Origin of the sequence: Corynebacterium meitnerae, from assembly GCF_027570075.1 — a bacterium.
Lineage (GTDB): Bacteria > Actinomycetota > Actinomycetes > Mycobacteriales > Mycobacteriaceae > Corynebacterium > Corynebacterium meitnerae.
In genome coordinates, this window is the sequence record NZ_JAKMUS010000019.1 from 14,714 (window position 1) to 41,085 (window position 26,372).

Annotated in this window: 29 protein-coding genes; 14 read left to right on the forward strand and 15 right to left on the reverse strand. The window is 62.2% G+C overall.

The window, feature by feature from the left end; translation table 11 throughout:
* Positions 1-19 precede the first annotated feature (19 nt).
* The 3 genes from L8U60_RS09675 (at position 20) to L8U60_RS09685 (ending at position 2,624) form a co-directional block, all read left to right on the forward strand.
* Entirely contained in the window at positions 20-1,099 is a 1,080-nt protein-coding gene (locus L8U60_RS09675) for a septum formation family protein (protein ID WP_269966166.1), read from the forward strand.
* Between the two features lie 2 nt (positions 1,100-1,101).
* Positions 1,102-1,449, forward strand: a complete 348-nt coding sequence (locus L8U60_RS09680; RefSeq protein ID WP_269966167.1) for a metallopeptidase family protein — start codon at positions 1,102-1,104, stop codon at positions 1,447-1,449.
* 170 nt (positions 1,450-1,619) lie between these two features.
* The gene (locus tag L8U60_RS09685; RefSeq protein WP_269966168.1) at positions 1,620-2,624 is read left to right on the forward strand and encodes a hypothetical protein; all 1,005 of its coding nucleotides are present in this window, start codon (positions 1,620-1,622) and stop codon (positions 2,622-2,624) included.
* Positions 2,625-2,845: 221 nt separating this feature from the next.
* On the opposite strand, the gene L8U60_RS09690 is transcribed toward L8U60_RS09685, so the two are convergent.
* A complete protein-coding gene (locus L8U60_RS09690) occupies positions 2,846-3,511 on the reverse strand; it encodes a histidine phosphatase family protein (RefSeq protein ID WP_269966169.1) in 666 nt (221 codons plus the stop codon).
* 2 nt (positions 3,512-3,513) lie between these two features.
* Positions 3,514-4,449, reverse strand: coding sequence for a prephenate dehydratase (gene pheA, locus L8U60_RS09695; RefSeq protein ID WP_269966170.1), 936 nt, complete (start codon positions 4,447-4,449; stop codon positions 3,514-3,516).
* A 25-nt stretch (positions 4,450-4,474) separates the two neighbouring features.
* Between pheA and L8U60_RS09700 the strand changes: the two genes are divergently transcribed.
* On the forward strand, positions 4,475-5,167 hold the full coding sequence (locus tag L8U60_RS09700; protein ID WP_269966171.1) for a CPBP family intramembrane glutamic endopeptidase: 693 nt from the start codon (positions 4,475-4,477) through the stop codon (positions 5,165-5,167).
* A gap of 33 nt (positions 5,168-5,200) precedes the next feature.
* Positions 5,201-6,472 (forward strand): LCP family protein, encoded by a 1,272-nt coding sequence (locus tag L8U60_RS09705; RefSeq protein WP_420840189.1) that lies wholly within the window; start codon positions 5,201-5,203, stop codon positions 6,470-6,472.
* Here L8U60_RS09705 and L8U60_RS09710 read toward each other — a convergent pair whose 3' ends face one another.
* The 3 genes from L8U60_RS09710 to L8U60_RS09720 are packed head-to-tail and all read right to left on the reverse strand — an operon-like array spanning position 6,473 to position 9,653.
* On the reverse strand, positions 6,473-7,930 hold the full coding sequence (locus L8U60_RS09710) for an amino acid permease (RefSeq protein WP_269966173.1): 1,458 nt from the start codon (positions 7,928-7,930) through the stop codon (positions 6,473-6,475).
* Between the two features lie 9 nt (positions 7,931-7,939).
* Positions 7,940-8,851, reverse strand: a complete 912-nt coding sequence (locus tag L8U60_RS09715) for a DUF5926 family protein (RefSeq protein ID WP_269966174.1) — start codon at positions 8,849-8,851, stop codon at positions 7,940-7,942.
* Positions 8,852-8,888: 37 nt separating this feature from the next.
* Positions 8,889-9,653, reverse strand: a complete 765-nt coding sequence (locus L8U60_RS09720; protein ID WP_269966175.1) for a glycerophosphodiester phosphodiesterase family protein — start codon at positions 9,651-9,653, stop codon at positions 8,889-8,891.
* A gap of 131 nt (positions 9,654-9,784) precedes the next feature.
* Here L8U60_RS09720 and L8U60_RS09725 point away from each other — a divergent pair, with 131 nt between their 5' ends.
* The gene (locus tag L8U60_RS09725; protein ID WP_269966176.1) at positions 9,785-11,662 is read left to right on the forward strand and encodes an alpha/beta-hydrolase family protein; all 1,878 of its coding nucleotides are present in this window, start codon (positions 9,785-9,787) and stop codon (positions 11,660-11,662) included.
* Here L8U60_RS09725 and msrA read toward each other — a convergent pair.
* Positions 11,659-12,309, reverse strand: a complete 651-nt coding sequence (msrA, locus tag L8U60_RS09730) for a peptide-methionine (S)-S-oxide reductase MsrA (RefSeq protein WP_269966177.1) — start codon at positions 12,307-12,309, stop codon at positions 11,659-11,661. The genes L8U60_RS09725 and msrA overlap by 4 nt on opposite strands.
* Positions 12,310-12,495: 186 nt before the next feature.
* Between msrA and L8U60_RS09735 the strand changes: the two genes are divergently transcribed.
* Together L8U60_RS09735 and L8U60_RS09740 are read left to right on the forward strand one after the other, a co-directional pair.
* Positions 12,496-13,098: a superoxide dismutase gene (locus L8U60_RS09735; RefSeq protein WP_269966178.1), complete on the forward strand. Its 603-nt coding sequence runs from the start codon at positions 12,496-12,498 to the stop codon at positions 13,096-13,098.
* A 220-nt stretch (positions 13,099-13,318) separates the two neighbouring features.
* On the forward strand, positions 13,319-14,512 hold the full coding sequence (locus L8U60_RS09740) for an MFS transporter (protein WP_269966179.1): 1,194 nt from the start codon (positions 13,319-13,321) through the stop codon (positions 14,510-14,512).
* A gap of 2 nt (positions 14,513-14,514) precedes the next feature.
* Here the strand turns inward: L8U60_RS09740 and L8U60_RS09745 are convergent, their stop codons facing one another.
* Positions 14,515-16,038, reverse strand: coding sequence for a TM0106 family RecB-like putative nuclease (locus L8U60_RS09745; RefSeq protein WP_269966180.1), 1,524 nt, complete (start codon positions 16,036-16,038; stop codon positions 14,515-14,517).
* A gap of 82 nt (positions 16,039-16,120) precedes the next feature.
* Between L8U60_RS09745 and L8U60_RS09750 the strand changes: the two genes are divergently transcribed.
* From L8U60_RS09750 to L8U60_RS09760, 3 genes are all read left to right on the forward strand, one after another.
* Positions 16,121-16,759 (forward strand): DUF6474 family protein, encoded by a 639-nt coding sequence (locus tag L8U60_RS09750; protein WP_269966181.1) that lies wholly within the window; start codon positions 16,121-16,123, stop codon positions 16,757-16,759.
* An 88-nt stretch (positions 16,760-16,847) separates the two neighbouring features.
* On the forward strand, positions 16,848-17,159 hold the full coding sequence (locus tag L8U60_RS09755) for a histone-like nucleoid-structuring protein Lsr2 (RefSeq protein ID WP_269966182.1): 312 nt from the start codon (positions 16,848-16,850) through the stop codon (positions 17,157-17,159).
* Positions 17,160-17,371: 212 nt separating this feature from the next.
* On the forward strand, positions 17,372-18,460 hold the full coding sequence (locus L8U60_RS09760; protein WP_269966183.1) for an HNH endonuclease signature motif containing protein: 1,089 nt from the start codon (positions 17,372-17,374) through the stop codon (positions 18,458-18,460).
* Positions 18,461-18,640: 180 nt separating this feature from the next.
* On the opposite strand, the gene L8U60_RS09765 is transcribed toward L8U60_RS09760, so the two are convergent.
* Positions 18,641-19,279 (reverse strand): LuxR C-terminal-related transcriptional regulator, encoded by a 639-nt coding sequence (locus tag L8U60_RS09765; protein WP_269966184.1) that lies wholly within the window; start codon positions 19,277-19,279, stop codon positions 18,641-18,643.
* Positions 19,276-20,520: a sensor histidine kinase gene (locus L8U60_RS09770; protein ID WP_269966185.1), complete on the reverse strand. Its 1,245-nt coding sequence runs from the start codon at positions 20,518-20,520 to the stop codon at positions 19,276-19,278. Before L8U60_RS09770 ends, L8U60_RS09765 begins: the two co-directional genes overlap by 4 nt.
* Between L8U60_RS09770 and L8U60_RS09775 the strand changes: the two genes are divergently transcribed.
* Positions 20,519-21,031: a DUF2020 domain-containing protein gene (locus tag L8U60_RS09775; RefSeq protein WP_269966186.1), complete on the forward strand. Its 513-nt coding sequence runs from the start codon at positions 20,519-20,521 to the stop codon at positions 21,029-21,031. The two genes, L8U60_RS09770 and L8U60_RS09775, sit on opposite strands and share 2 nt — an antisense overlap.
* On the opposite strand, the gene L8U60_RS09780 is transcribed toward L8U60_RS09775, so the two are convergent.
* Together L8U60_RS09780 and L8U60_RS09785 are read right to left on the reverse strand one after the other, a co-directional pair.
* Positions 21,012-21,176 (reverse strand): hypothetical protein, encoded by a 165-nt coding sequence (locus L8U60_RS09780; protein ID WP_269966187.1) that lies wholly within the window; start codon positions 21,174-21,176, stop codon positions 21,012-21,014. The genes L8U60_RS09775 and L8U60_RS09780 overlap by 20 nt on opposite strands.
* Before the next feature lie 5 nt (positions 21,177-21,181).
* On the reverse strand, positions 21,182-21,916 hold the full coding sequence (locus tag L8U60_RS09785) for a class E sortase (RefSeq protein WP_269966188.1): 735 nt from the start codon (positions 21,914-21,916) through the stop codon (positions 21,182-21,184).
* A 53-nt stretch (positions 21,917-21,969) separates the two neighbouring features.
* Here L8U60_RS09785 and yidC point away from each other — a divergent pair, with 53 nt between their 5' ends.
* Complete coding sequence (gene yidC / locus L8U60_RS09790; protein ID WP_269966189.1) at positions 21,970-23,151, forward strand: membrane protein insertase YidC; 1,182 nt, start codon at positions 21,970-21,972, stop codon at positions 23,149-23,151.
* Here the strand turns inward: yidC and L8U60_RS09795 are convergent.
* From L8U60_RS09795 to L8U60_RS09810, 4 genes are all read right to left on the reverse strand, one after another.
* Complete coding sequence (locus L8U60_RS09795; RefSeq protein ID WP_269966190.1) at positions 23,066-23,704, reverse strand: TetR/AcrR family transcriptional regulator; 639 nt, start codon at positions 23,702-23,704, stop codon at positions 23,066-23,068. The two genes, yidC and L8U60_RS09795, sit on opposite strands and share 86 nt — an antisense overlap.
* A 60-nt stretch (positions 23,705-23,764) precedes the next feature.
* Complete coding sequence (locus L8U60_RS09800; protein WP_269966191.1) at positions 23,765-24,031, reverse strand: GlsB/YeaQ/YmgE family stress response membrane protein; 267 nt, start codon at positions 24,029-24,031, stop codon at positions 23,765-23,767.
* A gap of 174 nt (positions 24,032-24,205) precedes the next feature.
* Positions 24,206-25,108 carry a universal stress protein gene (locus L8U60_RS09805; protein WP_269966192.1) on the reverse strand — a complete coding sequence of 301 codons (903 nt, stop codon included), beginning with the start codon at positions 25,106-25,108 and terminating at the stop codon, positions 24,206-24,208.
* Between the two features lie 83 nt (positions 25,109-25,191).
* Entirely contained in the window at positions 25,192-25,338 is a 147-nt protein-coding gene (locus L8U60_RS09810; RefSeq protein ID WP_269966193.1) for a hypothetical protein, read from the reverse strand.
* Here L8U60_RS09810 and L8U60_RS09815 point away from each other — a divergent pair.
* Positions 25,337-26,323, forward strand: coding sequence for a pseudouridine synthase (locus tag L8U60_RS09815; RefSeq protein ID WP_269966194.1), 987 nt, complete (start codon positions 25,337-25,339; stop codon positions 26,321-26,323). The two genes, L8U60_RS09810 and L8U60_RS09815, sit on opposite strands and share 2 nt — an antisense overlap.
* Positions 26,324-26,372 lie beyond the last annotated feature (49 nt).

Below are 26,372 nucleotides of genomic sequence, written 5' to 3' on the forward strand. Positions count from 1 at the left end.
TGCAGGCATGATGGTGAACATGAACAACGGCACAACGGCATCCCGCACACCCCTGCGCACCCTGCTCATCGCTGGGCTCGCCGGAGCAGTGGGGATGGGCACCTACGCCGGAACAACCGGGCTCAGTCTGGCATCCCAGCCGGGTGGCACCGAGTCTGAGGCCTCTGTGGAGGCCGACGCCAACGGTGTCGTGCCGTTCACCGCCGCTGACAAAGGCACCTGCCTCACCTGGAACATGGACGACAACGGGGTGATCAGCGACTTCCAGGAGACCGACTGCAACAACGAACACCGCTTCGAAGTCTCCTCCCGCGAAGACCTGAACACCTACCCCACCTCCGAATTCGGCCCCGACGCCCCACCACCAAACCAGACCCGCCAGGCCCAACTGCGCGAAGAGCTCTGCCAAACTGCCTCCATCCGCTACCTCGGCGGACGCTACGACCCCTCCGGCCGCTACTCCATCGCGCCCATCTTGCCGCCTACCGACGCCTGGGAGAACGGCGACCGCACCATGCTCTGCGGCCTGCAGGAAACCAACGCCGAAGGCGTACCCATCCTCACCACCGGCAAGGCCGCCGAACGCGACCAAGCCCGCATCTACGAAACCGGCTCCTGCCAGATCACGGACCAGGCCAACAACCTGACCACCGTTGACTGCACCGAGCCCCACCACATCGAGGTCACCGGCAAGGTCGACCTCGCCCCCGTCTTCGCCGACCACACCCCGTCTGTTGACGAACAGAACAAGTACCTCGGCGACGTCTGCGCCAAGGCCGCCGAAGACTACGTGGGCAGCGAAGAAAACCTGTACCAAACCACCCTGCAGATCTACTGGGGCACCTCCCCCACCCGCGCCTGGGATGGCGGCAGCCGCACCGTCAACTGCGGTCTGATGTTTGCCAAGGACAACCGCTTTGCCACCCTGACCGGCTCCGCCAAGAACGGCCGCGAAGCCCTCACCGTCGACGGCGCCGTGCCGGAAGCTCCGCCGGAGCGCCGCCCGCTGCGCTCTGAGCAGGGCGGGGCTGATGATGCCGGAGCTGCTGGTGCTGAGGGCCCCGTCCCCGTTGCTCCGCAGCCCTACAACGAGCCCTAACCATGGACCCCATCAGCGACGAAGAGTTCGAGTCCCTCATCAACGACGCCCTCGACCTCATCCCCGAACCCTTCGCCCAGGCCATGACCAACATGGTCATCCTCGCCCGCCCATACAACGAGGAGGACCCCACCATGCTCGGCCTCTTCGAGGGAGTCCCCCTCACCGAGCAGCAAGCCAACCACGCCGGCTACCTGCCCGACGCGGTGTTCATTTACAAAGACGCGCTCGAGGCCATCTGCTCAGACATCGAGGAACTCCGCCACGAGGTCAAAGTCACCGTCTTCCACGAGGTAGGGCACTACTTCGGACTGGAAGAGGAGGAGTTGCATGAGTTGGGGTGGGGGTAGTCCAGGCGAGTGGGGCGCTGTGTAAAAAATTACATGCCCCTCGCACGGCGTTTTTAAACCCGCAGGTCAGGGATTTCTGCCAGCCGATAGTTACCGGTGCAATGTAAAATTTTACACAGAATCCGCGCTCAGAGGGAACCAAACCCCATCCCGCGGCAGTCTAAAACTATGTGAACACTTCACCTTTCAATCCGCCGCAACCGCCACGCAACGGGATGAGTGTGGACGGGAAAATGCCCGGCGGCCTGCACACAAACGGCCTGGGACTGCCCGTGAACGGCACATTCACCATGCCCAGCGGCTTCGCGCGCCCACCAGAACTTGCCCACCAACATTCCTTCGACCACCCGCGCCGCATCACCTATCGCGCGCCGGCGACCACCCGTGCCGTCGCGATGTGGCTCGAGCACCCACACCTAACCATCTGCGGCCTCAGCGCGCTCGCACTCTTTGGCCTGCCATTTTTCGCCGACAGCAACGACACCACCCTGCGCGGCATGACGCGTCGAAAGCAGCTGGCCACCCAATTCACCCCGCTCATCCTGCGCCGTCCCGCCGACACCACCTGGACTGTCCGCGCCTGCGGGTACGTCATCCCGATCTCCCCGCCCGAACTCGCCGTCGCCGAAACCCTCCAGCTCATCCGCCACGGCACCTACTCATGGCAGGTCTATCCCGTCGATGGGTACGATCCCACGGACATCAGGGCCATTCAGCTTATCGACGCCTCCCTCCGCCACCTCTCCCTCCCCCTCACCCCCATCCTCACCGCCGGCCGGGGAATGGTGAACCAGCGGTGGCTAAAGAAGGTGAGCGGCCTCTCTTCCGCGCTTGCTGACTCCCCCAAAGAAACCGAAATGCGCCTCCTCATCCTGGCCCTGTGCCGCGAGCTTGGCCTGGAGCTGGGTGTGGATCTGGTTGAACAACATGCCCTGATGGGTGGCGACAAGATCATCACCGTGTTTGACCTGGCCATTCCCGGCCTACGCATCGGCATCATGTACGACGGTGAACACCACCTCACCCGCCAACAACGCGACCGGGATAGCCGCATCAACATCGAGTGCGCCAAGCAGGACTGGGCCGTCATCCGCGTCACCGCCGGCACCCTCCACTCCCTGCCGGACACGCTCCGGCAATTGGTCTTGGCCCGGCGCGGCTTCCTCCAGGGGTAGGTCTGAATGGGATCGAGCCGCCAGTTTTAGGCCCTCCCCCGGCGCTTTATGTCGGGGCGCTGTGTAAAAAATTACATGCCCCTCGCGCGGCGTTTTTAAACCGCAGGTCACAGATTTCTGCCCGGCGATAGTTACCGGGGCAATGTAAAATTTTACACAGCGACCCGCAGGGAAGGACCCGGGAGAGGACCCAAGCGAGGGCCGGTGGAGGGCCCCGGAGGTCAGCCGCGCAAACCCGCCAAGTCGTAGGCACCCCACCGCACGACCTCCCAGTCACCGAAGGTGGCGGCGGGGTCGTCACCAGGGTTGAGCACGACGTATTCGCAGTTGGGGAGGTAGGACTGCTCGGCAAACACGGGGTCGACCTGGCAGGCATTGGCGGTAAAAGCCCTGATGGCGCCGCCGTGGGAAACCACGACGGTGGAACCGGTGGAACCGTTGGAGCCGGCAGAGCCGACAGGGCCGAGGGCAGGGTCAAGCGCTGATAGAACCCCGGCGCGGTAGCGGGTGAGGAAGGTCTCTAGGGAGTCGCCGTCCTCAACGGTGGCGGCGGGGTCACGGCGGTAAAAGCCACGGAAGGCGTTGAGGTAGGCCTCGTGGGCTGCCCAGGAGTTGTGCATCTCCCACCGGCCGGCGTGAATTTCTTGGAGGCCGGGGAGGGCGGGGATGTCGCTGACCAGGGAAGAAAAAGCGATGGCGGCGGTCTGCCGGGCACGGAGAGCCTCAGAAGAGAAGACGCGTTCCACCTGGTAGGAGGCAGAAATGGCTTGGCCGGCGGCGACAGCTTGTTCCTCGCCAAGCTGGGTCAGCGGCGCACCGGGCACGAGGGTGTCCAGCTTGCGGTCGACGTTGGAGGTGGTTTGGCCGTGTCGTAAAAGAATCAGCATAACTAGTCTCCTAACTCTCCTGTCCTAGCAGCCCGCACCCAATCTTCAGCCTGGGCGAGGCGGGCGGGATCCATCATGGCAGACGGCACAACACCAGTGTCCTCTGAACGGTAGCGGGGCCAGGACCCCAGGAAGGTGACCCGGCTGGCGCGGAGCCAGAGGGAGCGAAGGGCCTCGGCAAGCGGGATGTCGTCGATGTGTCCCACCAGGTCAACGTAGAAGTTGTAGGTGTTGGCTTCCTCCCGGGTGGGGCGGGATTCAATGCGGGTGAGGTCCACGCCACGGTAGGCGAATTCGTGCAGGGCGCCAACCAAGGTGCCGGCCTCGTTGGGGAGCTGGAAGACGACGGAAGTGCGGTCATCCCCCGTCCGTGGGGTGGGCACTCCGGTGGGCCCTGCCAGCACAAAGCGGGTGCGGGCGGTAGCCAGGTCGGCGATACCGGAGGCGTGCACCTCCAGGCCGAACAGGTCCGCGGCGCGCAGCGGCGCAGCAGCGACATCGGCCTTCCCCTCGGCCACAGCCTGGGCGGCAGCGGCGTTGGAGGTCGCGGCAAGATATTCCACCGACGGCAGGTTCTGGTTAAGCCAGCGGCGGACTTGGCGGTGGGCGACGGGGTGGGTGGAGAACCGGGTGGCGTCGATAAGCGAAAAGCCTGGCCTTGTCATGATGGCGAAGCTGATGGGCAGCTCCACCTCCCCGAAAATCTGCACGCCGGGCGCTTCGAGGAATGCATCGGATGTGCTGGTCACAGCGCCGTCGACGGAGTTCTCAATCGCGACGACGGCCCACTGCGCGCGGCCTTCGCGCACAGCGTTGAGGGCCTCGGAGGGTGAGTCGACGGGCAGCGGCGTGACCTCGCCGAGCCCCTCCACGAGCCGCCACAGCGCCTCCTCAGTAAACGTCCCCGCAGGACCCAGATACGCGACGGTTGCACTCATAAGTACCCAGCCTACAGTTGCACCCATGAAGCGACTTGTTGCCGAGGTGGCCATTGTTCTGTGCGTCACGTTCGGCATGGCGGGGGTCAAGGCTCTTTTAAGGCTTATCGACGCCGCCCAGTCCCCCCTCAACCAACACCAGGTCGTGCTCAACGACGCGGCCTCCGCCCTCCCCTGGATCGACATCGCCCTCCAGGTAGCCTCCGCGCTGACCCTGCTCGCGTGGGGCGCGCTGGCGCTCTACCTGCTGGAACGCCGTTTGGAGCGGCCGGCGTGGCGGGACCTGGCCTGGGGTGTGGGGCTCGCGGCGCTGATCGGTCTGCCCGGCTTGGCCCTCTATGTGGGGGCGTACCACCTTGGGTTCTCCGCGGAGGTGGTGCCGGCAACGGATGCCTCCCGCGTGCCGCTGCTCCTTTTGTGGTCGGCGGCGAATGCGTTCAGCGAAGAGATTGTGGTGGTGCTGTGGCTGGTCACCCGACTGCGGCAGCTGAAGGTGCCTGTGTGGGGTGCCGTGGCCGGATCGGCGGTGCTGCGTGGCTCTTATCACCTCTACCAGGGATTTTCGGCTGGTCTGGGCAACCTGGTGATGGGCGTTGTTTTTGCCTGTTTCTTCGCGCGAACCGGGAAGGTGTGGCCACTGATCCTGGCGCACTTCCTCATCGATGTGGTGGCCTACGTGGGGTATCTCATGCTCGACCTCTCATGGCTTGGCCTGTAGCGCACCAGGGTTTTGCCGGGTCGACCGTTTAGAATGTCCCCCATGTCCAACCCGCATTCCAACGATCCCCGGGACAACCCGGGGGAATTTCTACTGGATAAGGATGGCGCACCGCTCCTGGATAGGTACGGCCGTCCCATCCGCCGCCGCTCCGCCCAGCGGCCGGCGCAACCCCAGCGGGTAGAACGGGTAGAACGAGTGGAGCGGGTGCAGCGCCCGGAAAGGCCCCGCCAGCACATGCCTGGTGAAGGCGGCTACCAGCCCCGGCGCACACCGCTGCCGCCGCGGCAAGCAGCGCAGCGACCTGTACAGCGACCAGTACAGCGACCAGCGCAAAGGCCGACGGGCAGACCCGCCCCGAGGCCTGTGCCGCGTCCGGCACCGCAACCGGTACAGAAGACCCGGCGCCGCCGGAACCCCATGAACCTCCTGGGGTGGATCCTCTCGATCGTGCTGGTGGGCGCGGTGGCCATCACCTTGGTGGCGGACGCGCGGCTGGCGCGAGTGGATGCGCTGCCGGATAACCGGATTGGTAATACGGCGGGGACGAACTGGCTGATCGTGGGGTCGGATTCCCGGCAGGGACTGTCGGAGGAAGACGTGCAGCGCCTGGGCACGGGTGGCGATATCGGCTCGGGCCGCACGGACGCCATCATGCTGCTGCACATCCCGGCGACGGGGCAGGCAACGTTGCTATCCATTCCGCGTGATTCCTACGTGAACATCCCGGGGTACGGCAGCGACAAGATCAACGCGGCGTTTGCCTTCGGCGGGCCGAAACTGCTCAGTGAGACGGTAGAAAACGCCACCGGTTTGCGGGTGGACCGCTATGCCGAAGTGGGTATGGGCGGTCTGGCCGGCCTGACGGATGTGGTCGGCGGCGTTGAGGTGTGCCCGCCCGAGCCGATCCAGGATCCGCTGGCCAACCTGGATATTCAGGCGGGCTGCCAGGTGGTGGATGGGCCGACAGCGCTGGGGTATGTGCGTACGCGTGCAACGGCGATGGGTGACCTGGATCGCGTCATGCGTCAGCGGGAATTCCTCAGTGCGCTGATGCACACGGTTGTGTCACCGAAGGTGCTGCTCAACCCGTTCCGAATCGTGCCGTTGGCGTTGAAGGGTAGTGGGCTGTTTATCGTCGGCAAGCGTGATCACGTGTGGAACCTCGCGCGACTGGCATTGGCCATGCGCGGCGGGATCAATACGGAGACGGTGCCGATCTCCCACTTCGCTGACACTGAGGTGGGCAACGTCGCCGTGTGGGACGACGCCGCCGCAGCTCAGTTGTTTGGGGGAATGCGGTAGTTAACCGCGATCGTCGAGAGGCGTTGCTCCCGGCACGTGATCATTCACACCGGGGAGCTTGTGGCGGCCGGTGATGTAGAACATCGCGACGGTGATAACGCTGAACGCGACACCGACGAAGAACGCGCCACGGAAGGCCGGCAGCCACAGCATGATGCCGAAAGTGAACAGGATGAACACCACGGCGAAGTACTGGCCGTACGGGAAGAACGGGGTCTTGTACGGCAGGGCTGCTTCTTCCTCCGGGGTCATGTGACGGCGCGAGGCCAGGTGTGCCAGGAGGATCATCAGCCACACGAAGATGGTGGCGAAGGTGGCCAGGGACGCCACGATCTCAAAGATGCGCTCCGGCATGAGCGTGTTGGCTACAACACCGATGACCATGACGGCGATGAGGATCACCGTGGTCATCACTGGAACATCGCGCACCGTCTTTGCCATGATCTTCGGGGCAAAGTGCTGCTTGGCCAGGCCGGTGAGCACGCGACCGGCGCCGAAGAGGTCCGCGTTGATGGCAGACAGAGCAGCGGTGATGACCACGAAGTTGAGCAGGCCAGCAGCCCAGTTCACGCCCAGGGCAGAGAAGATCTGCACGAACGGGGACTGGTCACCGGTGATGGAGCGCCACGGGTTGATCATCAGGATGATCAGGATGGACAGCACGTAGAAGAGCAGGATGCGCACCGGCACCGTGTTAATGGACTGCGGGATCGCCTTCTTCGGGTCCTTGGCCTCCGTACCGGCCACACCGATGATCTCGGTGCCACCGAAGGCGAAGAGCACGAGGATGAAGGACGCGATCATGCCCTCAATGCCGTTGGGGAAGAACCCGCCGTCATTGACCAGGTTGGCCGGACCGGTGGTCTCTGCGCCCGACAGACCGAAGGCCAGCACGGCAGCACCAGCAACGATCATGGCCACAACAGCCCCGACCTTGATCACCGTGAACCAGAACTCCAGTTCACCGAAGGCCTTTGCGCTGGCCAGGTTGGCGGCGCCCACAATGAGCAGTGCGGCCACGATCCACACCCAGCGGGACACATCTGGGAACCAGAAGCCCATGTAGATGCCGATGGCGGTGAGGTCCGCCAGGGCCACGATGACCATCTCAAAGGCGAACATCCAACCGGTGAGGTAGCCGGCCGCACCACCCATGTGGGCGCGGGTGTACTCCGCAAACGAGCCGGTGACAGGATGGCGCACGGCCATCTCACCCAAGGCACGCAGCATGAAGTACACCACCGCGCCGCCCAGCAGGTACACCAGCAGGACAGACGGACCGGCAGCCTGGATGGCGCCGGCGGAACCGTAGAACAAGCCGGTACCAATGGCGGAGCCCAAGGCAATGAAGTTGAGGTGGCGCGTGTTCAGCCCTTTCGGGCGGTGCTTCAGCGCAAGCGCTGAAGCAGCAGAACCAGCGGAAGAAGCAGAAGAATCGGGGGAAAATGCAGTGGACATGATCAGTTTCTAGATGGTGACCTGGCGGGATTTGATGTTTTCCAGCTGCTTGCGTTCATCCGCATTCAGCTGTTCATCGTTGCCGTATTCCTTCTCAATGGCGGCATTCAGCGTGGTCAGCGCGTCAGCGTAGGACGCCGGTTCCACAGCCGGGTCCAAGTCGAAGACCGGGACGACGAGGCCATGGGTACGGAAGGTGCCGGCGAGCTTGGAGCCCTCACCGAGGTTGAGCTCACCGCGGGCAGCGATGCGGGCAAGGGCGTTGAGGAGCAGACGCTCATCATCTTCCTGGCGGACCCAACGGATGTGGGCCTTGCCGCCGCCCGGGTTCACCCACCAGATCGCGCCCGGCAGCTCCGGGGCCACCTGCACGGACGGGATGATCGCGTCGTTGGCGCGAGCCAGTGCCTGCTGGATCTGCGGGTTCACCGCAGCAGCATCGCTGAACCACCAGTTGAAGTCGTTGTGGGTGGTGATGTCGAGGGTCTGGTTAGCGTCGATAAGCGTTGAAAGCTCCGGCTGCGAACCATCCGCAGCGGTGGAGCCAAGCGTTTCACCTGGCTGCGCATTCACAACCCAGTTGAGGGCGTACGCGAGGTCACGGCCCGGGTTGATGGAGTGGGACTGAACCTGGAGCGCCACCATGCGCTCCCCGCCCTCCTCCGCCGGGCGGACAAGCGCCGCACCAGCGCCGGGCAGCACCGTTGCTACCGTGACCGGGGTGCCGTTGACCTCGATCTTTGCCGTGGCGGACGGCACAAACTCCTGCAATGCAACAAGGTCCGCCTCAGCGGCGAACCCCTTGTATGGGCGCGGGTCCTTCTGCAGCGCCTCACGCTCAGCGGCACGCGCCGCCAACTTCGCCTGACGGCGGCTCATGCCCTCGGGCAGATCTTCCTTCTTACGGTTCTTTTTGGCCATGCCCATTAGTTTAATGGGCTGGTTCGATGAGCTGGGACTACCCCACAGACACTGGCGTGACGGGGTGGTCGCGGAAAAGATCCACCGCCATGTGTGGCAGGTCCGTCGCAATGATGTCCACGCCCTTCTCACGGCACCACAACATGTCCTTGGGCAGGTTGACGGTCCACGTATACGTCTTCAACCCGCGGAACCCCAACAGTTCCTGCTTGGACCGAAGATGTGCCAGAGCCGGGCCGACACCATACGGGCGAGAGAACATCGTGTTGTTCTTGTTCCACTTCATTTCACGCAGGCGGAACAGGTAAAACGTTTCCAGATCAGGCACAGTCTGCTTGAAATAGCGCATGGCCGAATGGGAGAAGGAAATGAGATGAATGCGCGGATCTTCCTTCATTCCGCGGTACCAGAGGGTGCGCACGGTCTGCTCATCTACTTCCGGCCCGTAGCGGGTGGGGTGCTTGGTTTCAATGTAGATGTGCTTGTCGGGGTAGTCCTCGAGGAGGTCCAACAATTCGTCAAGAAGCAGAATCTGCTGCGGGTCTTCCTTGGTGCCAAAGTTGAACTTGCGGATGTCCTCGAAGTCCATCTTGGCAATGCGCCCCATGCCATCCGACGTCCTGTTGATGAATGCGTCATGGTGCACGACAAGGCGGCCATCGCGCGTGAGCCTCACGTCACACTCAATGCCATGAACCCCGTCGAGCTTCAATGCTTCCTCAAACGCACGCAAGGTCGATTCCGGGTACAACCCGGACATTCCACGGTGGGCGACGATGTGCGGATCCGACTTCAGCGTCATGCCTGCCAGAGTAGGCCGGGTGGGTACAAACGTCGAGTGCACGGTGGGAAAACACCGAGTTATCACGCATTGATCACGTGCTGTTCACCTTTTGTTGACCGCGTGTCCGCTTGATTTGCCACAATGTGTTTATGTTCAAGTCTCCGCGGGATGCTCTGAAGAAGTTGCGACCTCGCCGCCGTGCCGTGCGCGCCCCGCTGTATGCCGTGGAGCTGTTTGCTGATCTCACGCCGATGGTGCGCATGTCGGGTCTGCGCCGGCTGCCGGAGAACTTCACGTCGGGCATTCTGGGCGCGGAGGTCGCCGCGTGGAGCGCGATTTCGCCGTCGCTGCTCCCGCACCCATGGTGGGTGACCACGGCGAATGTGGCTATTGGCCAGGCCGCTGGGCACTCGGTGGGCGTGGGCCTGGCCAATCTGATCACGGGTGTCAGCGATGCGTTCGGGTGGACGAAGGCCCGTCGTCTGCGCCAAAAAACAGCGCCGTTCGTGCAGTTCGCCATGGGCACAGTCACTGTGGGCACGTATCTCACAGCTGCTTTACGACGTTCTGAGCACGAACGCCTCGTCGAAGAATCCCACAACCGGGGTCCCCTCCAAACCCTGGCTGGCATTGCCCTGGGGTCGCTCGGTTACGGTGCGTTGCTGCTGGTCGGCGAAGGTATCCAAATGTCCACGAAGCGCTTCAACCAGCAGCTACGCCGGTGGATGCCACCAGTAGTGTCGTGGCCGTTGGCCATCGCCGGCATGGGCGCGCTGGGAGCGGTGCTGACGGACAAGGTGGTGATCCGCCAGATCCTCAACAGCGCCTACCGCAACGCTGATGCCTTGAACCGCGAGTTCCTTCCCGGCGCGGCAAAGCCCCGGGAAAGGGAGCGTTCCGGTTCCCCCGCTTCCTTGGAAAAGTGGAAGTACCTTGGCCGCCAGGGCCGTGCCGTCGTGGCGGGTGGGCCGCGCCCGCACGATATCGCCGAGGTCCTTGGCGTGCCTGTCTCTGAGGTCAAACAGCCGATTCGCGTGTTCATCGGTCTGAAGAACCGCACGCCTGAGCACCAGGCTGAGATGGTGCTGCGGGAGATGGACCGCACCGATGCCTGGTCCCGCAAACACATCGCCGTGATGAGTTCCGCCGGCACCGGCTGGATCAATGATTTCCACACCTCCGGCTTTGAATTCCTTAGCCAAGGCGATTGCGCCATCGCGGCCATGCAGTATTCCTTCATGCCCTCGGCGTACTCCTATGCCTCGGACCGTGAAGTGCCTGTCCGCAGCGCAAAAACGCTGCTCGCAGCGGTGAAGAAACGGTTGGACGCGATGCCTGAGGATAAGCGCCCCCTCCTTTATGTTGGCGGTGAATCCTTAGGCGCCTACGGCTTGACCGATTCCTTCGATAGCGTTGAGCAGCTCATCTCCACCGTGGACGGCGGCGTGTTCACCGGCGCCCCGGGATTTACCCGCAACATCGCTGAGCTCACCCGCCGGCGCGACCCAGGCAGCCCCCAACGTCTGCCCGTGGTGGACGGCGGACGCAATATCCGTTTCGCTGCCCACCCGGACCACCTGCACCACACCTTTGATGGCTCTGGGTACGAGCAAGAGTGGGAATTCCCCCGCACCGTTTTCGCCCAGCACGCCTCTGACCCCGTGGTGTGGTGGGACTGGCGCTTGTTCTTCAACCAACCGGACTGGCTGCGCGAGCCCGGTTCCCGCGGCATCAAAGCCCCGGCCGCACAGCACCTTGATGTGCCCCAATCCATGCGGTGGATGCCCTTTATCACCGGCTGGCAAGTGGGCGTTGACCAGTTGATTTCCCTCAACCCACCCGGCGGCCACGGCCACCAGTACCACGAAGAAACAGTGGCCTACTGGAATGCCGTGTTGGACACCGGCTTCTCCGCCGACGCGATCCGCCGGATCCATGGCTGGATCATGCAGGACTCCACACGCCTTCGCGCCACCGCCGCGGGTGCTGCCAAGGAGACTGCGAAAGAGACCTTCGGCACGGACTAGATCCCGCAGGCCACCCCTGTGGAGTGGTGCGGGCAGTACCCATTAGGCACTTTGTGCAGGTACTGCTGGTGCTCATCCTCGGCGAGGTAGTAGTCCACGTTGCTGGCCACCTCCGTCGTGATGGCCCCAAAACCAGCCGCTGCCAAGTCCTTGCCGTAGTCCGCGATCCACCCGCGGATGAGTTCAGCCTCTTCCTCCGCGTCTGGGCCGGAGGTGTAAAACGCCGAGCGGTATTGCGTTCCCACATCATTGCCCTGACGGAAACCTTGCGTCGGGTCATGGGCTTCCAGCGCGATCTTGACTAATTCTTTGAGGCTGACCTGTGCCGGGTCGTAGATAACCTCCACCAACTCCACGTGGTTCGTGGAACCCGAGCACACCTCCCCATACGTCGGATTCGGGGTGGTGCCACCGCCGTAGCCCACTGACGTGGACTCCACACCCGGGGTCTGCCAATAGATTTTCTCTGCACCCCAGAAGCATCCGATGCCCACCAAGAGGCGCTTCTGCCCCTCACGCCACGGGCCGGTAATCGGGGTGCCCAACACTGCGTGCGGGAGTGGGTTGGGCAACACCGGTTCTGCCCGGCCGGGCAGGGTTGCGTCCGGGGCCACGAGGTGCGGGGTACGTCCGAAGAAGAAAGCCATGGGTCCTATTGTTATCGGATCCCCTCGAGAAATCTCACCATTTCATGCTTCCCTCACCGCAACGCCCCAGGTCACACGATCGGCTGTGTAAGAAAAATCGAGCGCCGCCATCAGCCCCACAACCCGCTCCTGCGCTTTTGCCTATCATGGGCCGAGTAAGAACAAACCCGAATGAAAGGTTCACCAATGGCTGTTTACGAACTTCCTGAACTCCCCTACGCATACGACGCGCTGGAGCCGCACATCTCCGCCGAGATTATGGAGCTTCACCACAGCAAGCACCACGCCACCTACGTGGCTGGCGCCAACGCTGCTCTGGAGGCACTGGAGGCTGAGCGTAACGGTGACGCTAACCCGGACAAGCTGCGCGCCCTGTCCAAGAACCTGGCGTTCAACCTGGGCGGCCACACCAACCACTCCGTCTTCTGGAAGAACATGTCCCCGAACGGTGGCGGCGCACCGGCTGGTGAGCTGGCTGAGGCTATTAACCGTGACTTCGGCTCCTTCGAGGCTTTCCATAAGCACTTCGAGGGCGTTGCTCTGTCCATCCAGGGTTCTGGCTGGGCAGTGCTTGGCTACGACAAGATCGCTGGCCGCCTGGTCATCCAGCAGCTGACTGACCAGCAGGGCAACATCTCCGTTGACTTCACCCCGGTTCTCATGCTGGATATGTGGGAGCACGCTTACTACCTGCAGTACAAGAACGTGAAGGCTGACTACGCCAAGGCTTTCTGGAACGCTGTCAACTGGGACGACGTTGCTGAGCGTTTTGCTAAGGCTTCTGCTTAACGACGGCCCCCCGCATGCCGCCACCCCGCGGCACAATGAAAGGGACCGCCACTACCCAGAATGTGGCGGTCCCTTCACGTTTTCTCGGAGCTGGAGGAATCCGGGAAAGCGTAACCTGATTTTCGCAACGAGATTCGGTTCACCCGATCTCGATAGCCAGTATAGGTAAGGCTGCCCTAATTAAACAAGACCTAATTCGAAATATTTTTGCGAGGTGTCCATGCGAGAGGGGATCCGGAAAGGTACCCCGGAGTACCATCGCGCATCAGTAGCCCTGCTTTTCGCAGGTCTAGCCATATTTAATGCCCTCTACGCGCCCCAGGCTCTGCTGCCGGTGTTGACGTCAGAACTCGGCATGACGGAGGGGGAAGCCGCGTGGACAATCTCCGCCACAACGGGGGGATTAGCGCTGTGCGTGGTGCCCGCGTCGATCCTGTCAGAGCGGTTTGGACGCGGACGCGTCCTTGTTATCTCCGCTCTCCTGGCCACCACACTGGGCTTGGCATTGCCCCTGGCGCAAACGGGCCATCAGCTCATTGCCATGCGCTTCATCCAGGGCTGCCTCATCGCCGGAACACCAGCGGTGGCCATGACGTGGATTGCAGAGGAGATTGATTCCCGCGATGCCGCCCGTGCCATGGGCCTGTACGTGGCCGGCAATTCCATCGGCGGCCTTCTGGGCCGCCTCATCCCCGCCTTCGCCCTCGAGGTAACCACCTGGCGCTGGGCCATGTTCGCCGGCGCCGCAACAGCGCTGGTTTTCAGCCTGATCATGTGGGCGCTGCTCCCGGCCCAGAAGCGGTTCACCCCGAAGGCGATCAACCCGCGGAACGAGGTCTCCGCCATGTTGCGCCACCTCACCGACTGGCGTCTGGCCTGCTTGTACGGCACTGCCTTCTTGGGCATGGGTATGTTCGTGTCCGTGTACAACATGTTCGGGTTCCGTGCGGTGGAGCACTTTGGCTTGCCGCCGGCTCTCGCCGGCTTGGCGTATCTGATGTACCTGTCCGGCACGTGGTCCTCTGCGCGCGCCGGCAACTATGTCCAGCGCGCTGGCCGCGGCCGCGTGCTCGTCATCGCCGCAACCCTCATGTTCCTCGGCGCAACCACGCTGCTGAGTGGCAACTTGTGGGTCACGCTCACCGGCCTGTTGCTTTTCACCGCAAGCTTCTTTGCCATGCACTCGGTGGCCTCCGGTTGGGTGGGGCAGCTGGCCACGCGGGATCGGGCCGAGGCGTCGAGCGCATATGTGTTCTTCTACTACGTCGGGTCCTCCGCACTGGGAGCCCTGACCGCCCTGTTGTTCCAGCACACCGGCTGGGCTGGGTTCGTCGCAGCGATTTCGGGGCTATCGGTGGCACTGGTGGCCATCGCCGTGTGGCTGGCACTGACGGTGAAGCGCTCAGCCCAGTGAGCTCAGTCCAGTGAATTCAACCGCGGAATCCCCGGCGCGCCCGCGCTGAGGAAGTGGCGCACTGCGGCGGTGGCGCGGCAGTCATCCTCGTTGTAGCGCAGAAGGGTCTCGCGAGCACGGGTGCTGCCGTGGCGGGCTTCGCGGCGAAGGGCGACGGAACGTTCGCCGTCCATGTCCTCATCGTCCCAGTTGAACCCAGCAACGGGCGCCACCACTTTGAGCCCCAAGCCTTCCGTGCCCACCAGGTGGCGACGAACGGAAGCAAACACATCGACCCACTCATCAGAGGCAATGAAGGCGCGGACTTCAGCCTCATCAATAGAGGCAAAGCGGCGTGCGGATGCCATGAGCCAGTGGTTCTCCCCACCCGCCGCATAGCAGTACGCGCGGAAGGTTTTGCCTTCGGCGTGCGCTGCCGCCCGCACGGATTGCAGCCAGGACCAGAAGGCGAGGAAGTTAGCCTCCTCAGCTGTATTGTCCGCACCACCAACGTCTTCCCACGTGGCAAAGCCGCGGTAGGTGCTGCCATCAAAAGCACCCCACAGGTAGGCGCCTTGGTCCAGGTAGGCCTCCACATCCACGTCGACTTCCACGTCCGCGCGCAGTTCCGGCGGCGGTGTGAAATCAGTGCGCGCCAACACTGGAATGCCTTCCCGCCAGGCACGCGCGATCTGACTGGGCTCCCCCAGGCCGGCCGCGATCGCCCCGGCAACGGTGGTGATGCCACGCTCCCGCAACGGATTAGCCCGCTGGCCGGGAAACACCAAGGAAATCTCGTCCATCGCCTTCAATTCCGGCGCACACAACTTCCAGTACCTACAGCTCGCACACTGTTTCAGGCGGAGTGGTTCCGTGGGAGTGGGCTGCGCCAATGCGTCACGCAGAGGCTTCACGTACGTCGCCGGATCGACCACGTACGCGCGTTCCCGGTCTTGTCCGACGGCGGCGGCGGTGCCGGAGGAGTGGGCGTCGAGAAGCACATGCGCGAGCGCCATGCGGTAACCGTCGACCGTGTGGTGCCGTAATTTCGCGCCGACCTCCATGGGCGCGCCAAGGCCAAGCCGACGGGTGGGAATGAACCGCGCGGTGTGCGTCGGGGCGGGGCGCGCCACACGGTGGTTCGACACGATGACCGGCATGTAGGTGCCATCCTCCTGCCGCACAAGAATGTCCACCTCCGCGAGCACCGCCACCCCATCGATCGTGCCGGTCAGCGCCCCATCCACGATCAAAGTCGCGCGGTTCTTGATGGCGGTACGCGTTGCGGCCTCGAGCTCACCTGTAGGCAAAGAGGGGTCAAGATGCACAGCAGAAAATGCTTTTCGACGCCCATCCCCCACCGCCCTCTTCCTCGGCAACAACCCAAACACCGCCGCCCGCCCGGCATCGATCTGAGGCTGCCGCTCCACTGCATCCGGCAACGGCGGAATCGAAGGGTGGGTTAAACGCTGGCGCAGCCGGTACCTACAGCCAACAAGGTCACTCGCGCGCACCAGAGACGTCTCATCACGATCTATTCTTTCCACCACCGCCAAGCCTAACGGCTCAAGATGGGTAAAGTTGAACCGGAGAATCAAGAACAAATACACCTCACCAGGAGGCATACCCATGGGACTGTTTGAATCCATCCGCAAGGCCCGCGCGAAGACCAAGGCTGAGATCAAGGCCGCCGAAGCAAAAGCACGCCAGCTGGCGAAGGAAGAGGCGAAAGCCGATAAGCAGACCGCCAAACTGCTCGATCGCGCAGAAAAGCGCCTGATTAAGGAAGAAAAGCAGGGCCTCAAGCGCAAGCAGAAGCACGCGGAGAAGATGGCCAAGACGGAGCTGAAGAAGATCGAGGAATCCGGCCTGACCAAGAAGAAGGCCAAGCAGCTCGTGGGCGCATCCCGCATCCTCATTCCGGTGCTGGTGCCGCTGGTATACCGCGCAGTAACGGCGTGGCAGGAGAACCAGACCAATGAGCGCGCCCGCGCCGCCGGCCTGCCCACGACGGACGCTGCACGTTACTCCAACCAGGGCACCGAGCTGAAGGGGCGCCTGCAGACCATCCGCAACAAGGTCCGCAACGCGGACGCGCTGAACGACAAGTTCCGCCGCGATGCTGCCGTGCGTATCGACGAATTGGTCGCCGCCGTAGAGAACTCCGAACGCATGGAAGGCTCCCAGCGCCGCGTGGCACAGGACTCTATTGACCAGGAAATCAACAAACTGACAGCCGAAATCCAAGAAAAGCTCGCCGGTAAATAAAACTAATCGAGTGATTGGCCACCATGATGTTTTCGTCTTAAAATTACTTCGGATATTTTCTATGCCGAATTCACATAAAGGAGGCATCGTGGCCCGCCGGGAAATCACCCAGTATTTTGATGATCTAGATCAGACTCCCCTTGATGAATCTGAAGTGAATATCGTCCATTTCAGCTTCAATAACAAGGATTATTTGCTGGATTTGTCTGATGCCAACTTGGCCCGCTTCAACGAGACGCTGATGCCATACATCGCCGCCGCCCGCGAAGTACCGGAGCATGACCGGATGACCGAAGCCTCCGCCGTACGCTCCTGGGCACGCAAACAAGGCCTAAAGATCGCCCAGCGCGGCAAGATCCCCGCCGCGATCGTGGATGCGTACCGCAAGGCGCACGCCTAAGCCATCCACTGCCCCATGCCCGCGCATAGTTGCGCGGGCTTTAACTTTTTTTGGGTTTCGAGGGAACCGACCCATTTCCGCTGGTGACAGGGCCTTTTCGCGTTTCCTGTCGCACACTTCAGCCCGCGCGGCCTGTGGATAGTTTTCCGTTATCCACAGGCCATTTTCGCTGGTCCTTCCGTTTTCTTGCGTTTGCGTTTAGCGTGCATGGCATGAGTTCTTTTGCAGCCTTAGTGGCGGGTTTGACTAACCCGCTCGAGACCTTGGCATCCTTTGATGCCCAGGTTCTTCTCGATGCTGGCTGCAACCCTGCACGAGTCACCGAACTCACCAAGGTCCACAAGGCCTATTACGGCAAAACGAAGTTCACCCGTAAGCAAGCCAACGCCATCAAGGTGGCGAAGTCGACGAAGAAGTCCATGGATCAGCTCGTCTACATCGAGGGCCGGATCTCCTCCATCGAGGACCCCGCCGAGAAGTGGCGCCTACGTTTGGCCCTGCTTTCCGTCTCGGGCAACTACGACACGTTGAAGCGCCGGTCGAAGGACATCGTGCCTGAGGTGGATAAGCCTGTCCCGGAGCCAACAATGCGGTTTGGTCGCTCCCAGGATGAGAGACGCCCGGTCATCATCATGGCCTTGGAAGAAGACGCGGCAGCTATTGAGTTCGCGGCACGTCAAAACCTGGGGGATGGTCCTGCCGGACCGCAGATGTACGAAAACGTGATGAAAAGGATCGGCCTACGCCCCGACGAAGACGATCAACCTTCAGGTATTGCCCCTGCAGTACCCCGCCCCTTGATCCTCATCCCACTGGACGAGCACATCAACATCATGAAAGGTCACGGCAATGATGTCATCCTGGGGCTGACCGATGGCACCACGATGACTGGTGCGGAGTATTTGGCCCAGAACTTTGGGGACGTCCTCGAAGTGGCGATGTTCCACCCCCAAGAAGGACCCGTCAACCTGTACGACACGCAACGCTTCGCCAACCAGAAGCAGCGTGATCTCGCCCGGGCGACCATGCCGACGTGTCCTGTGCCGGATTGCAGGCATGCGGCTGATAACTGCGAGGTCCACCACATCAAAGCCTGGTCGAGGGGCGGGTTAACCAATATGGACAACTTGGCCATGTTGTGCAGGTATCACAACAGAACCAACGACGATGACCCCGCCAAACCCCACTGGGGCAGGGTGGAAAACATCAGAGGCACACCAATGTGGAGATCACCGCGTGGATACCTCATCCCCAACACAGTCCACCCCTTCGGGGCCATGACGCTCCTCTACGGCAGATAGCCCACCACCTCATCGAGTAGCCGGCATGACCGGCTACTCGGTGTGCCCGTTTGACTATGGCGATTCGCGCGCGCCAAAACCCCAGGTCGCGGATCGCGGGAACGTGCGATAGCCAAACCGACTAGTCAAACCGGCCCCGTCGGCGCTGCTGCGCGATCAGGCGCTTCGGAAGACCAGCTTCTACAGCACGCCCTGCTCACGCGCGGACGCGACGGCGGAGGTGCGGGAGCGGACACCCAGCTTGTCGTAGATGTGAACGAGGTGGGATTTCACGGTTGCCTCAGAGAGCATGAGCTGCTGGCCGATCTCGCGGTTGGAGGATCCGTCGGCCACGAGCTGCAGCACCTCAAGTTCGCGCGGGGTGAGGGAGGAGCGCGGCGTGCGGCTCCGCGTCTGCAGGCGGTCACGCACGACAGGGGACATCGCCTGGTCGCCCCTGGCGGTGGAACGCACGGCGGCGAGGAGTTCTTCCGGCGGCGCGTCCTTGAGCAGGTAGCCCACAGCGCCGGCCTCGATGGCACCGAGGATGTCCACGTCGGTGTCATAGTTGGTCACCATGAGCACCTTGGGCGGGTTGTCCATGGTGGCGCGGATTTCGCGGGTGGCGTCGGCACCCGTCGTTAAGCGAGCGCCCTGGGCGCCAGGCCCGAAGCGGAGGTCCATGAGGATCACGTCAATGCCACCCGCCTGGGCAGTGGCAATAGCTCCTTCGGCGGTGGCCACTTCACCAACGACGATGATGTCATCGGCTTCTTCCAACACGGCACGAAGGCCTAGGCGGACAATTTCGTGGTCATCCGCAAGCAAGACGCGAATCATGAATCCTCCTCAATCTTTCGGTTGATGGTACCACTATCAGGGATAGCGACGGACACTGCGGTCGGCCCACCGGGCGCAGATTCCACGATGAGCTCACCTCCGAGCTCCTCCGCGCGCGTGCGCATCGCATCAATCCCGATGTGGCCCAGGCCGCTGGGACGCTGGGGAGCAGCGCCGACGTCAAAACCATTGCCATTATCCACTACGTCGAGGCGGATCTCATCCGGCGCGAAGGTGAGCGTCACGCGCGCTTTGCTGGCACCAGCGTGTTTCACCACATTGCTCATGGCGCCTTGCGCGATGCGCAGCAGGCCGGCCTCAATACGCATGGGCAGGCGACGCGGTTCACCGTCCGTAGTGATCTCAAATGCCACATCGCCGGCATAGCCGAAAGAAGACGCGATGCGGTCCAGCGCCTCCGGCAGGGAGGTCTCCGACAGCGGCGCAGGGGTCAGCGCCGCGATCATCGCGCGCGTTTCAGCCAGGTTGTCAGAGGCCGACCGGCGCGCGACTTCGATGCGGCGGAGCGGGGCGGCCAATTCTTCGTCGGTAAGTGACGTCTTTTCTAGGTCGCGCTCAGCAGCATGCAGCAGCATCTGGATGGAGGACATGGACTGCGCCACTGTGTCATGGATTTCGTGGGCGAGGCGCTGGCGCTCCTGCACGATCCCGGCTTCGCGTTCTTTCAGCGCGAGGGCCTCCTGCGTGGTCACGAGCTCTTCGATGAGCTCCTCACGCTCCGCACTCACCCGCGCGATCACGTTGAATGCGTACGTAATCAGCACCACCACCAGCGCGGAGACGGCCGGCCCCATGACACCACCGAAGGTGAGGCCACGCGGCACCTGGAAGCCGATGGACATGGCCAGCATCACTATCACGCCGATGACGCCGACCCAGTTGCTAAACGCCCGCATGTACAGGAAGAACAGCGTAAACACCCAGTACACAGCGATCGGCGCGAACATCATGGTGACCACCCACACGCCACTGAGCCCCGCGAGCCACAGGAAGCGCCCCATGGGGTTGAGCTCCCTCATGTTCATCGCGCCGAAGAAATACATGAAGCTAAACACCGCGATGAGTAGCACGAGCACGGCGGCCTGCTCGAGATTCATCTGCACCACGCCGCCGAGCGAGACCAGCAGAATCGCTATCGTCAGCGCCGCAATACCCGTATCCAGGGCACGGTTGACGGGAGGGCGGGCGGATTCATTCAGGGCAGTTACCATAGACGGCATGTCGAGGAGCCTACCCGCACTATTCGTGTTCATCGCGGTCGCCTTAGCTGGGTGCGCGCAAGAAAGCAGTGAGCTTATCGACGTTTCCCCAACCCCCACCCTCCCCCTCTCCCCTTCTCCCGGGCCATGCCCCTACCTTGACGTGGAGTTCGTGGAGAGCGCCAATGGGCAACGCGTCACCGGCTCCGGCATCGACGACCGCTTTGAGCCCCCAGCGTGCGTGTTTTACACCTATGGCGAGGAACAGCAGCTTGAGGTCACCGTCCACCACACCGCCTCCACCGAGGCAGCCCGCGCGATTGTGGACGAAGCCGCCCCCGTCGGCTCCACCTCCCCTGCAGACAGTCCAGCTGGCTGGTCCGGTGGGCGTTCCGGTGGGACTGACAGTGCGGCAGGTGCCGTCTACGCCGTATCCAAGGACTCCACGGCCGTGGTGGTGCACAGCAATCAGGCCGAATCGGTGAAGGCGCAGGCTGTGGCGGAGGAAGTCATCAGGCGCCAGGGGCTGTAGTGACGTCGTTGTACGGCATGACGGTAGCCACCCACGGGAAAACAACCTCCATGAGCAGGAAGAACACTGCCGTGAGGATGATCAGGGTGAGCAGGAGTTTCAGGGGAAACGGGCCCGGCAGGGCGTTCCACAGTGCGCGGTACATGGGGCTTACCTCTTCGGGGTGATATCGGTTTGAACGGCGTGGATGATCATGCGTTCGGCGTTGGAGAATTGGGGGTGGCAGGTGGTCAGGGTGAGCATCGGCAGTAGATCGGGGGACACCTTCTCCCCCTGCTGACCAGGCCGCGGAGCAATGACGGAGACATCCGAGGGCACCGTGATGTGCCGGCCAAGCACCCCGGCGTAGTCACCACCAGCAACGCGATCGAGCGCCGGCCCGGACAAACACCCTTCCATATCCCCGCGGCGGCCAGCCCCGCCTTCCATCGGCAGGACCCGGTATGTCACGGTGGCCTCGCGTGTTTCCACCACGATCTCATCGCACGCTTTCAGCCGGCCCAGATCATTAAACGGAGCGCCCTTGCCCACGCGGTGGCCCGCCAACGCGAAGTTGCCCGGCGCACCCGGCATCTGGGTGTCGGAGTAGTGGCCCGGCCCCGTCAACAGCGCAGCATCATCAGTGCCTTCCACCACCGCGTACTGGTAATCCGCACCGAATGCGGGGATACGCAACACCGCGAAGGCATCGCCCAAGGAGGGGGTGTGGTTGGTGCGGGGGTTGGTCCAGGCGTCGTTAAGCTGCTCCTGCGCTTGAGATTGCTTGCGGCCCGCGTCGAGGTTGGTCCAGTACGCCTCATAGAACGCGAACAGCAACAACAGCACGCCGAGCGTGAGCAGCACCTCGCCGATCACCTCGCGCGTATTCACCGTCCTCGAAGACATGCCCTAACATTAACGCAGCACTAACCGCGACCAACCGAGGAGAGACGAACCCCATGATCGAAGCATTCGTCTACCCGGTATCCGCGGTGATGAAGTTCTGGCACTGGCTCCTCGCCGACATCTTCACCGTCTCCCCGGATACCGCCTGGGTGATCTCCATCTTCCTGCTCGTGGTCACCGTGCGTGGCTTCCTCGTGCCCTTCAACTGGTCTATCTTCAAATCCTCGCGCATGATGCTTATGATGCGCCCTGAACAGGCCAGACTCGAAGAGCAATACGGCGAATCCCTCGACGTCGACGACATCGAGGCGCACGAAAAAGCCCTCAAGAAACTCAACAAAGAGTACGGCTACAACCCGGTCACCGGCTGCATCCCGCCTCTCGTGCAGATCCCCTTCATCCTGGGCCTCTACCGCCTCTTGTTGTGGATGTCCGTGCCCGAAAACGGCCGCACCGGCTCCAACATCGGCCTGCTCACGCCGGATGACATCGCCGGATTCCTCCAGGCGTCCTTCCTCGGCGTTCCGCTGCCCGCCTACGTGAGCATGAGCTCCGAACAGTTCGCGGCGCTCGGCACAACCAGCTCTGAGGTGCGCGCGGTGGCTATCCCGATGCTCATCAGCGCCATCGCGTTTACCACCTTCAACACGTTCGTCTCCCAGCTCCGCTCCCGCGTACACCTCGACTGGGACGCCCACATGTCCGTCAAGGTGTACCACCTCATGTGGTGGATGCTCTTCATCATCCCCATCATGCTGGGCATCGTCGGCATGACCGGCCTGATCCCCATCGCCCTGCTCATGTACTGGTTCTTGGGCAACCTGTGGACGCTGATTCAAACCATCATCCTCTGGTGGGCGCTGTCCGTCCGCTACCCGCTGGAAGACCAACACATCGAGCACATCGAGACCACCCGCGGCACCGTCACCGAGCCAAGTGCTTCACGACGCCGCCGCTTCCTCGTCGCCCTCACCCGCCCCTGGACGCTGCCCCGCGTGCGCCGCGAAAACAAGCACGAGAAGAAAACCGAAAAGCTTGAGCGGAAGGAAAAGAAGGCGCACAAGAAGACCGTCGCGAAGCAAAAGCGCGAGGTGCAATCCGCAAAGCGCAAGGCCGAATGGCAGCGCAGAAGAGAAGAAAGAGCTGCGGCTAAATCGAGTAATCCGGCGGCGGAACCGACAGCATCTGACGAGCCAGATCCTTCGCCGTCACCAACGGAGCCTCATCCCGAGTAATCCGCGCGCCCGTCATGCCGCCATCCAGGAAGATGAGCAGCTGGCTAGCCTGATCCTCTGACGGGTAGCCGTTCTTCTTGTTCAACAGCTCCGTCATCGTGCCGTGCATCCATTCGCGGTGGGCCACGCACGTGTCCACAATCTCGCGCTCCGAGTCCGTCTCCGGGCGGGGATACTCCGCGGCAGCGTTAATAAATGGGGATCCGCGGAAGTCCTTCTGCGGCTCCTCCTCAATAGCCATGTCGAAGAACGCCAGGATCTTCGAATCCGCATCAATCATCGTGGCGGTCTTGTCACGCCAGCGGGTGCGGTACTGCTCATCCATCTGCTCCAGATAAGCAATCACCAGGTTGTCCTTCGACCCCAGCAACGAGTACAGGGAGGCCTTAGCCACATCAGCCTCGCGCAAGATCCGGTCAATACCAATGACACGGATGCCTTCCTCCGTGAACAGCTTGGTCGCCGCATCCAAAAGACGCTGACGCGGGCTCGGTCTGTTGCGGCGGCGCGTCGGCGTCTTCTTCTTCGAGGTTGAGGAACTGTCCTGGGTCACGCCCCTCAATATAGACAAACCGGTACGTTCATTCAACGGGTGGGAGCAAAAAGCTCTCGCTTATCGACGACTCCCCGTCACCTTATTCAGCACCCACAGCACAATAACCGCACCGAAGATACAGGTCAGGAAACTAAAGAACAGACCCTTGCTCTCCACATCCACGAAAGCGGAAAGGATCCAACCGCCCAACAAACCACCGACAACACCGGCGGCAATATTGGCGATGATGCCCATCGACTCATCGCGATTCATAATCATCGACGCAATCCAACCAGCAATACCGCCGATAACGATCCAAGCAATGAAACCCATAGAAATAGTCATTATTAGTACTCCTTAAATACCGATAACTTTGCGTTTTCTGCGTTTCCGCAATCTCAGCGCGTACTTGCACGCGCAACAACCCATTATGCGTGCGAAAAAACAACCGCGGGCAACGATTTACCCACGGTTGTATAACGTTTCAGCTTTTCAGCTGGCTAAGTGCTTGGTGCGCTTTTACTGTGGCAGGATCTCCGGACGAACCACCATCATCGGGCACGGAGCCGCCTGCAGCAGCGCACGCGACGTGGAACCAAGGAGCATGCCCTTGAAACCACCACGGCCGTGCGAACCAGTGATGAGCAGCTGGGCCTTCTCCGCCTGGTCCACCAGCGCGCGGACCGCACGGTCACGCGTGATCACCTTGGTCACGGTCACATCCGGGTACTTCGCCATCAGAGGGGCGAGCGCCGCATCAAGCTTCTGCTCACGCTCTTCCTCGAAGCGCTTCCACTGGTTATCCCCCAGGATCGCACCGGAGACGGAATCATGCATCTGGTTCTCCAGGTACGTGTGCACAGCAACAAGCTCTGCCCCACGTGCATTGGCTTCCTCAAAAGCAACTTCGGTTGCCTTCGCGGAAACCTCAGAGCCATCCACACCAACAACGACCGGGCCGTACTTGGTCTCATCCGTCACCGCATTGTCATCACGCACCACCACGACCGGGCAGGAAGCGTGGGAGACCACAGCAGCGGACACGGAGCCCAGCACCATGCCGGACAGGCCACCCAAACCGCGGGAGCCCATGACAATCATCGTGGAGCTCTTCGACATATCCAGCAGCATGTCGATCGGGGAGCCCTCGACCACGGTGTGGCCGATCTCCAGATCAGGAGCAACCTCAAGCGCGAGCTTCTTGGCTTCCTCGATCTTGTGCAGGCATTCCCTCTGCAAATCGTCGAAAAGCTCCTGCGGCGGGACCATGCCCTCCGCATAGAGGAACTGCGGCATGGTGTAGGAGGACGCAAGACGAAGCGGCACCCCACGCTTATTCGCAGTGTTGGCCGCCCAACGGACGGCATTATTCGACGGTTCTCCGCCATCAACAGCGACGACGACGGCTTTTTGCTGGCTCATGAGCGTGCCTTTCCGCTACAGCTTGTGTGCTTAAGCACCGGACACCACCCATTGTAGCGCCGGCTCCGACATCCGTTCCTAGGCTAGTTAGGAATCTCTACCGGGGTAGCGCCCGGGGCGTTAGCCGGGAAAAGGATGGTGTAGAGCGACCACAGGAAATCGGCAATCATCTTGCCAATACCGTCGCTGAAGAACTGGGAAAGCTGACCAACAATCGCATCAAGATTCATGTGGAATAAATTAGTACATGTGACGGACGATAGGAAGCAGAAGAAGTACCCACCTTTACCACCGCGCGACGGACTCGGCGCTACCCGCGCCCGCGTCCCGGATGGTGAGCCCATTCAGGCCTGGGACTTCATCTGGCATCTCGTGTCCACCCAACGTCACCGCCACCCGGACGACAATGAGAACGCTGTGAGCAAAAGGTTCAAGGACGGGGAGGTCGTCCTGGCTGATGCCACTCCCATTGACCCGTCCGACGAACTTCAACCCGGTACGGATGTCTTCTTCTACCGGCGCCCAGCGCCTGAAACCCGTGTGCCGTACTCGATCCGCACGGTCTACGAGGACAGCGGAATCCTGGTGGTGCACAAACCACCATTCTTAGCGACGATGCCCCGCGCCTCCCACATCACCGAAAACGTCACCGTCCGCCTCCGTCGTGCCACTGGCAACGAGGAACTGACACCGGCCCACCGTTTGGACCGAATGACCTCTGGCCTTCTCCTTCTAACCAAGCGCGCCTCCCTGCGTGGCGCGTACCAGGAGCTCTTCGCCCGCCGGGAGGTAGACAAGCTCTATGAAGCAATTGCCGACGACAAAGGGCTGGCCCCCACCACCTGGGAGCACCACATTGAGAAGAACGAAGGCGAACTGGCCTCCCGCATCGTTCCCGATGCTGAGCCCAATGCGTTGACGTACCTCAATTCCGTGGAGCCGATCCCCGGCAAGCCAGGAGTGTCGCGGTACATGCTGCAGCCTGTCACCGGGCGCACACATCAGCTCCGCGTTCAGATGAACGCCGCTGGAGTGCCCATCCACGGGGACCCTGTGTACCCCGAACTACTGCCGGCCGCCGGCGAAGACTTCGGCAAGCCCATGATGCTGACTGCCGTCGCGCTAGCCTTCCGCGATCCAGTAACCAAGCTGCCTCGCTGCTTCACGACGGATGGCTACTCCCACCTGCCCCTCCCCGAACAGCTATTCCGTTAAGTAAGCCCTTGGTTGGGTTGGTTTGTCTTTGTGGTTGTTGGCGGGTTGT

Bases quoted from the DNA above. Each gene is read 5' to 3' on its own strand.
- L8U60_RS09675 (WP_269966166.1), top strand. From the start codon at position 20: ATGAACAACGGCACAACGGCATCCCGCACACCCCTGCGCACCCTGCTC.
- L8U60_RS09680 (WP_269966167.1), top strand. From the start codon at position 1,102: ATGGACCCCATCAGCGACGAAGAGTTCGAGTCCCTCATCAACGACGCC.
- L8U60_RS09690 (WP_269966169.1), bottom strand. From the start codon at position 3,511: ATGCTGATTCTTTTACGACACGGCCAAACCACCTCCAACGTCGACCGC.
- pheA (WP_269966170.1), bottom strand. From the start codon at position 4,449: ATGAGTGCAACCGTCGCGTATCTGGGTCCTGCGGGGACGTTTACTGAG.
- L8U60_RS09700 (WP_269966171.1), top strand. From the start codon at position 4,475: ATGAAGCGACTTGTTGCCGAGGTGGCCATTGTTCTGTGCGTCACGTTC.
- L8U60_RS09705 (WP_420840189.1), top strand. From the start codon at position 5,201: ATGTCCCCCATGTCCAACCCGCATTCCAACGATCCCCGGGACAACCCG.
- L8U60_RS09710 (WP_269966173.1), bottom strand. From the start codon at position 7,930: ATGTCCACTGCATTTTCCCCCGATTCTTCTGCTTCTTCCGCTGGTTCT.
- L8U60_RS09715 (WP_269966174.1), bottom strand. From the start codon at position 8,851: ATGGCCAAAAAGAACCGTAAGAAGGAAGATCTGCCCGAGGGCATGAGC.
- L8U60_RS09720 (WP_269966175.1), bottom strand. From the start codon at position 9,653: ATGACGCTGAAGTCGGATCCGCACATCGTCGCCCACCGTGGAATGTCC.
- L8U60_RS09725 (WP_269966176.1), top strand. From the start codon at position 9,785: ATGTTCAAGTCTCCGCGGGATGCTCTGAAGAAGTTGCGACCTCGCCGC.
- msrA (WP_269966177.1), bottom strand. From the start codon at position 12,309: ATGGCTTTCTTCTTCGGACGTACCCCGCACCTCGTGGCCCCGGACGCA.
- L8U60_RS09735 (WP_269966178.1), top strand. From the start codon at position 12,496: ATGGCTGTTTACGAACTTCCTGAACTCCCCTACGCATACGACGCGCTG.
- L8U60_RS09740 (WP_269966179.1), top strand. From the start codon at position 13,319: ATGCGAGAGGGGATCCGGAAAGGTACCCCGGAGTACCATCGCGCATCA.
- L8U60_RS09750 (WP_269966181.1), top strand. From the start codon at position 16,121: ATGGGACTGTTTGAATCCATCCGCAAGGCCCGCGCGAAGACCAAGGCT.
- L8U60_RS09760 (WP_269966183.1), top strand. From the start codon at position 17,372: ATGAGTTCTTTTGCAGCCTTAGTGGCGGGTTTGACTAACCCGCTCGAG.
- L8U60_RS09765 (WP_269966184.1), bottom strand. From the start codon at position 19,279: ATGATTCGCGTCTTGCTTGCGGATGACCACGAAATTGTCCGCCTAGGC.
- L8U60_RS09775 (WP_269966186.1), top strand. From the start codon at position 20,519: ATGTCGAGGAGCCTACCCGCACTATTCGTGTTCATCGCGGTCGCCTTA.
- L8U60_RS09770 (WP_269966185.1), bottom strand. From the start codon at position 20,520: ATGCCGTCTATGGTAACTGCCCTGAATGAATCCGCCCGCCCTCCCGTC.
- L8U60_RS09780 (WP_269966187.1), bottom strand. From the start codon at position 21,176: ATGTACCGCGCACTGTGGAACGCCCTGCCGGGCCCGTTTCCCCTGAAA.
- L8U60_RS09785 (WP_269966188.1), bottom strand. From the start codon at position 21,916: ATGTCTTCGAGGACGGTGAATACGCGCGAGGTGATCGGCGAGGTGCTG.
- yidC (WP_269966189.1), top strand. From the start codon at position 21,970: ATGATCGAAGCATTCGTCTACCCGGTATCCGCGGTGATGAAGTTCTGG.
- L8U60_RS09800 (WP_269966191.1), bottom strand. From the start codon at position 24,031: ATGACTATTTCTATGGGTTTCATTGCTTGGATCGTTATCGGCGGTATT.
- L8U60_RS09805 (WP_269966192.1), bottom strand. From the start codon at position 25,108: ATGAGCCAGCAAAAAGCCGTCGTCGTCGCTGTTGATGGCGGAGAACCG.
- L8U60_RS09815 (WP_269966194.1), top strand. From the start codon at position 25,337: ATGTGGAATAAATTAGTACATGTGACGGACGATAGGAAGCAGAAGAAG.
- L8U60_RS09810 (WP_269966193.1), bottom strand. From the start codon at position 25,338: ATGAATCTTGATGCGATTGTTGGTCAGCTTTCCCAGTTCTTCAGCGAC.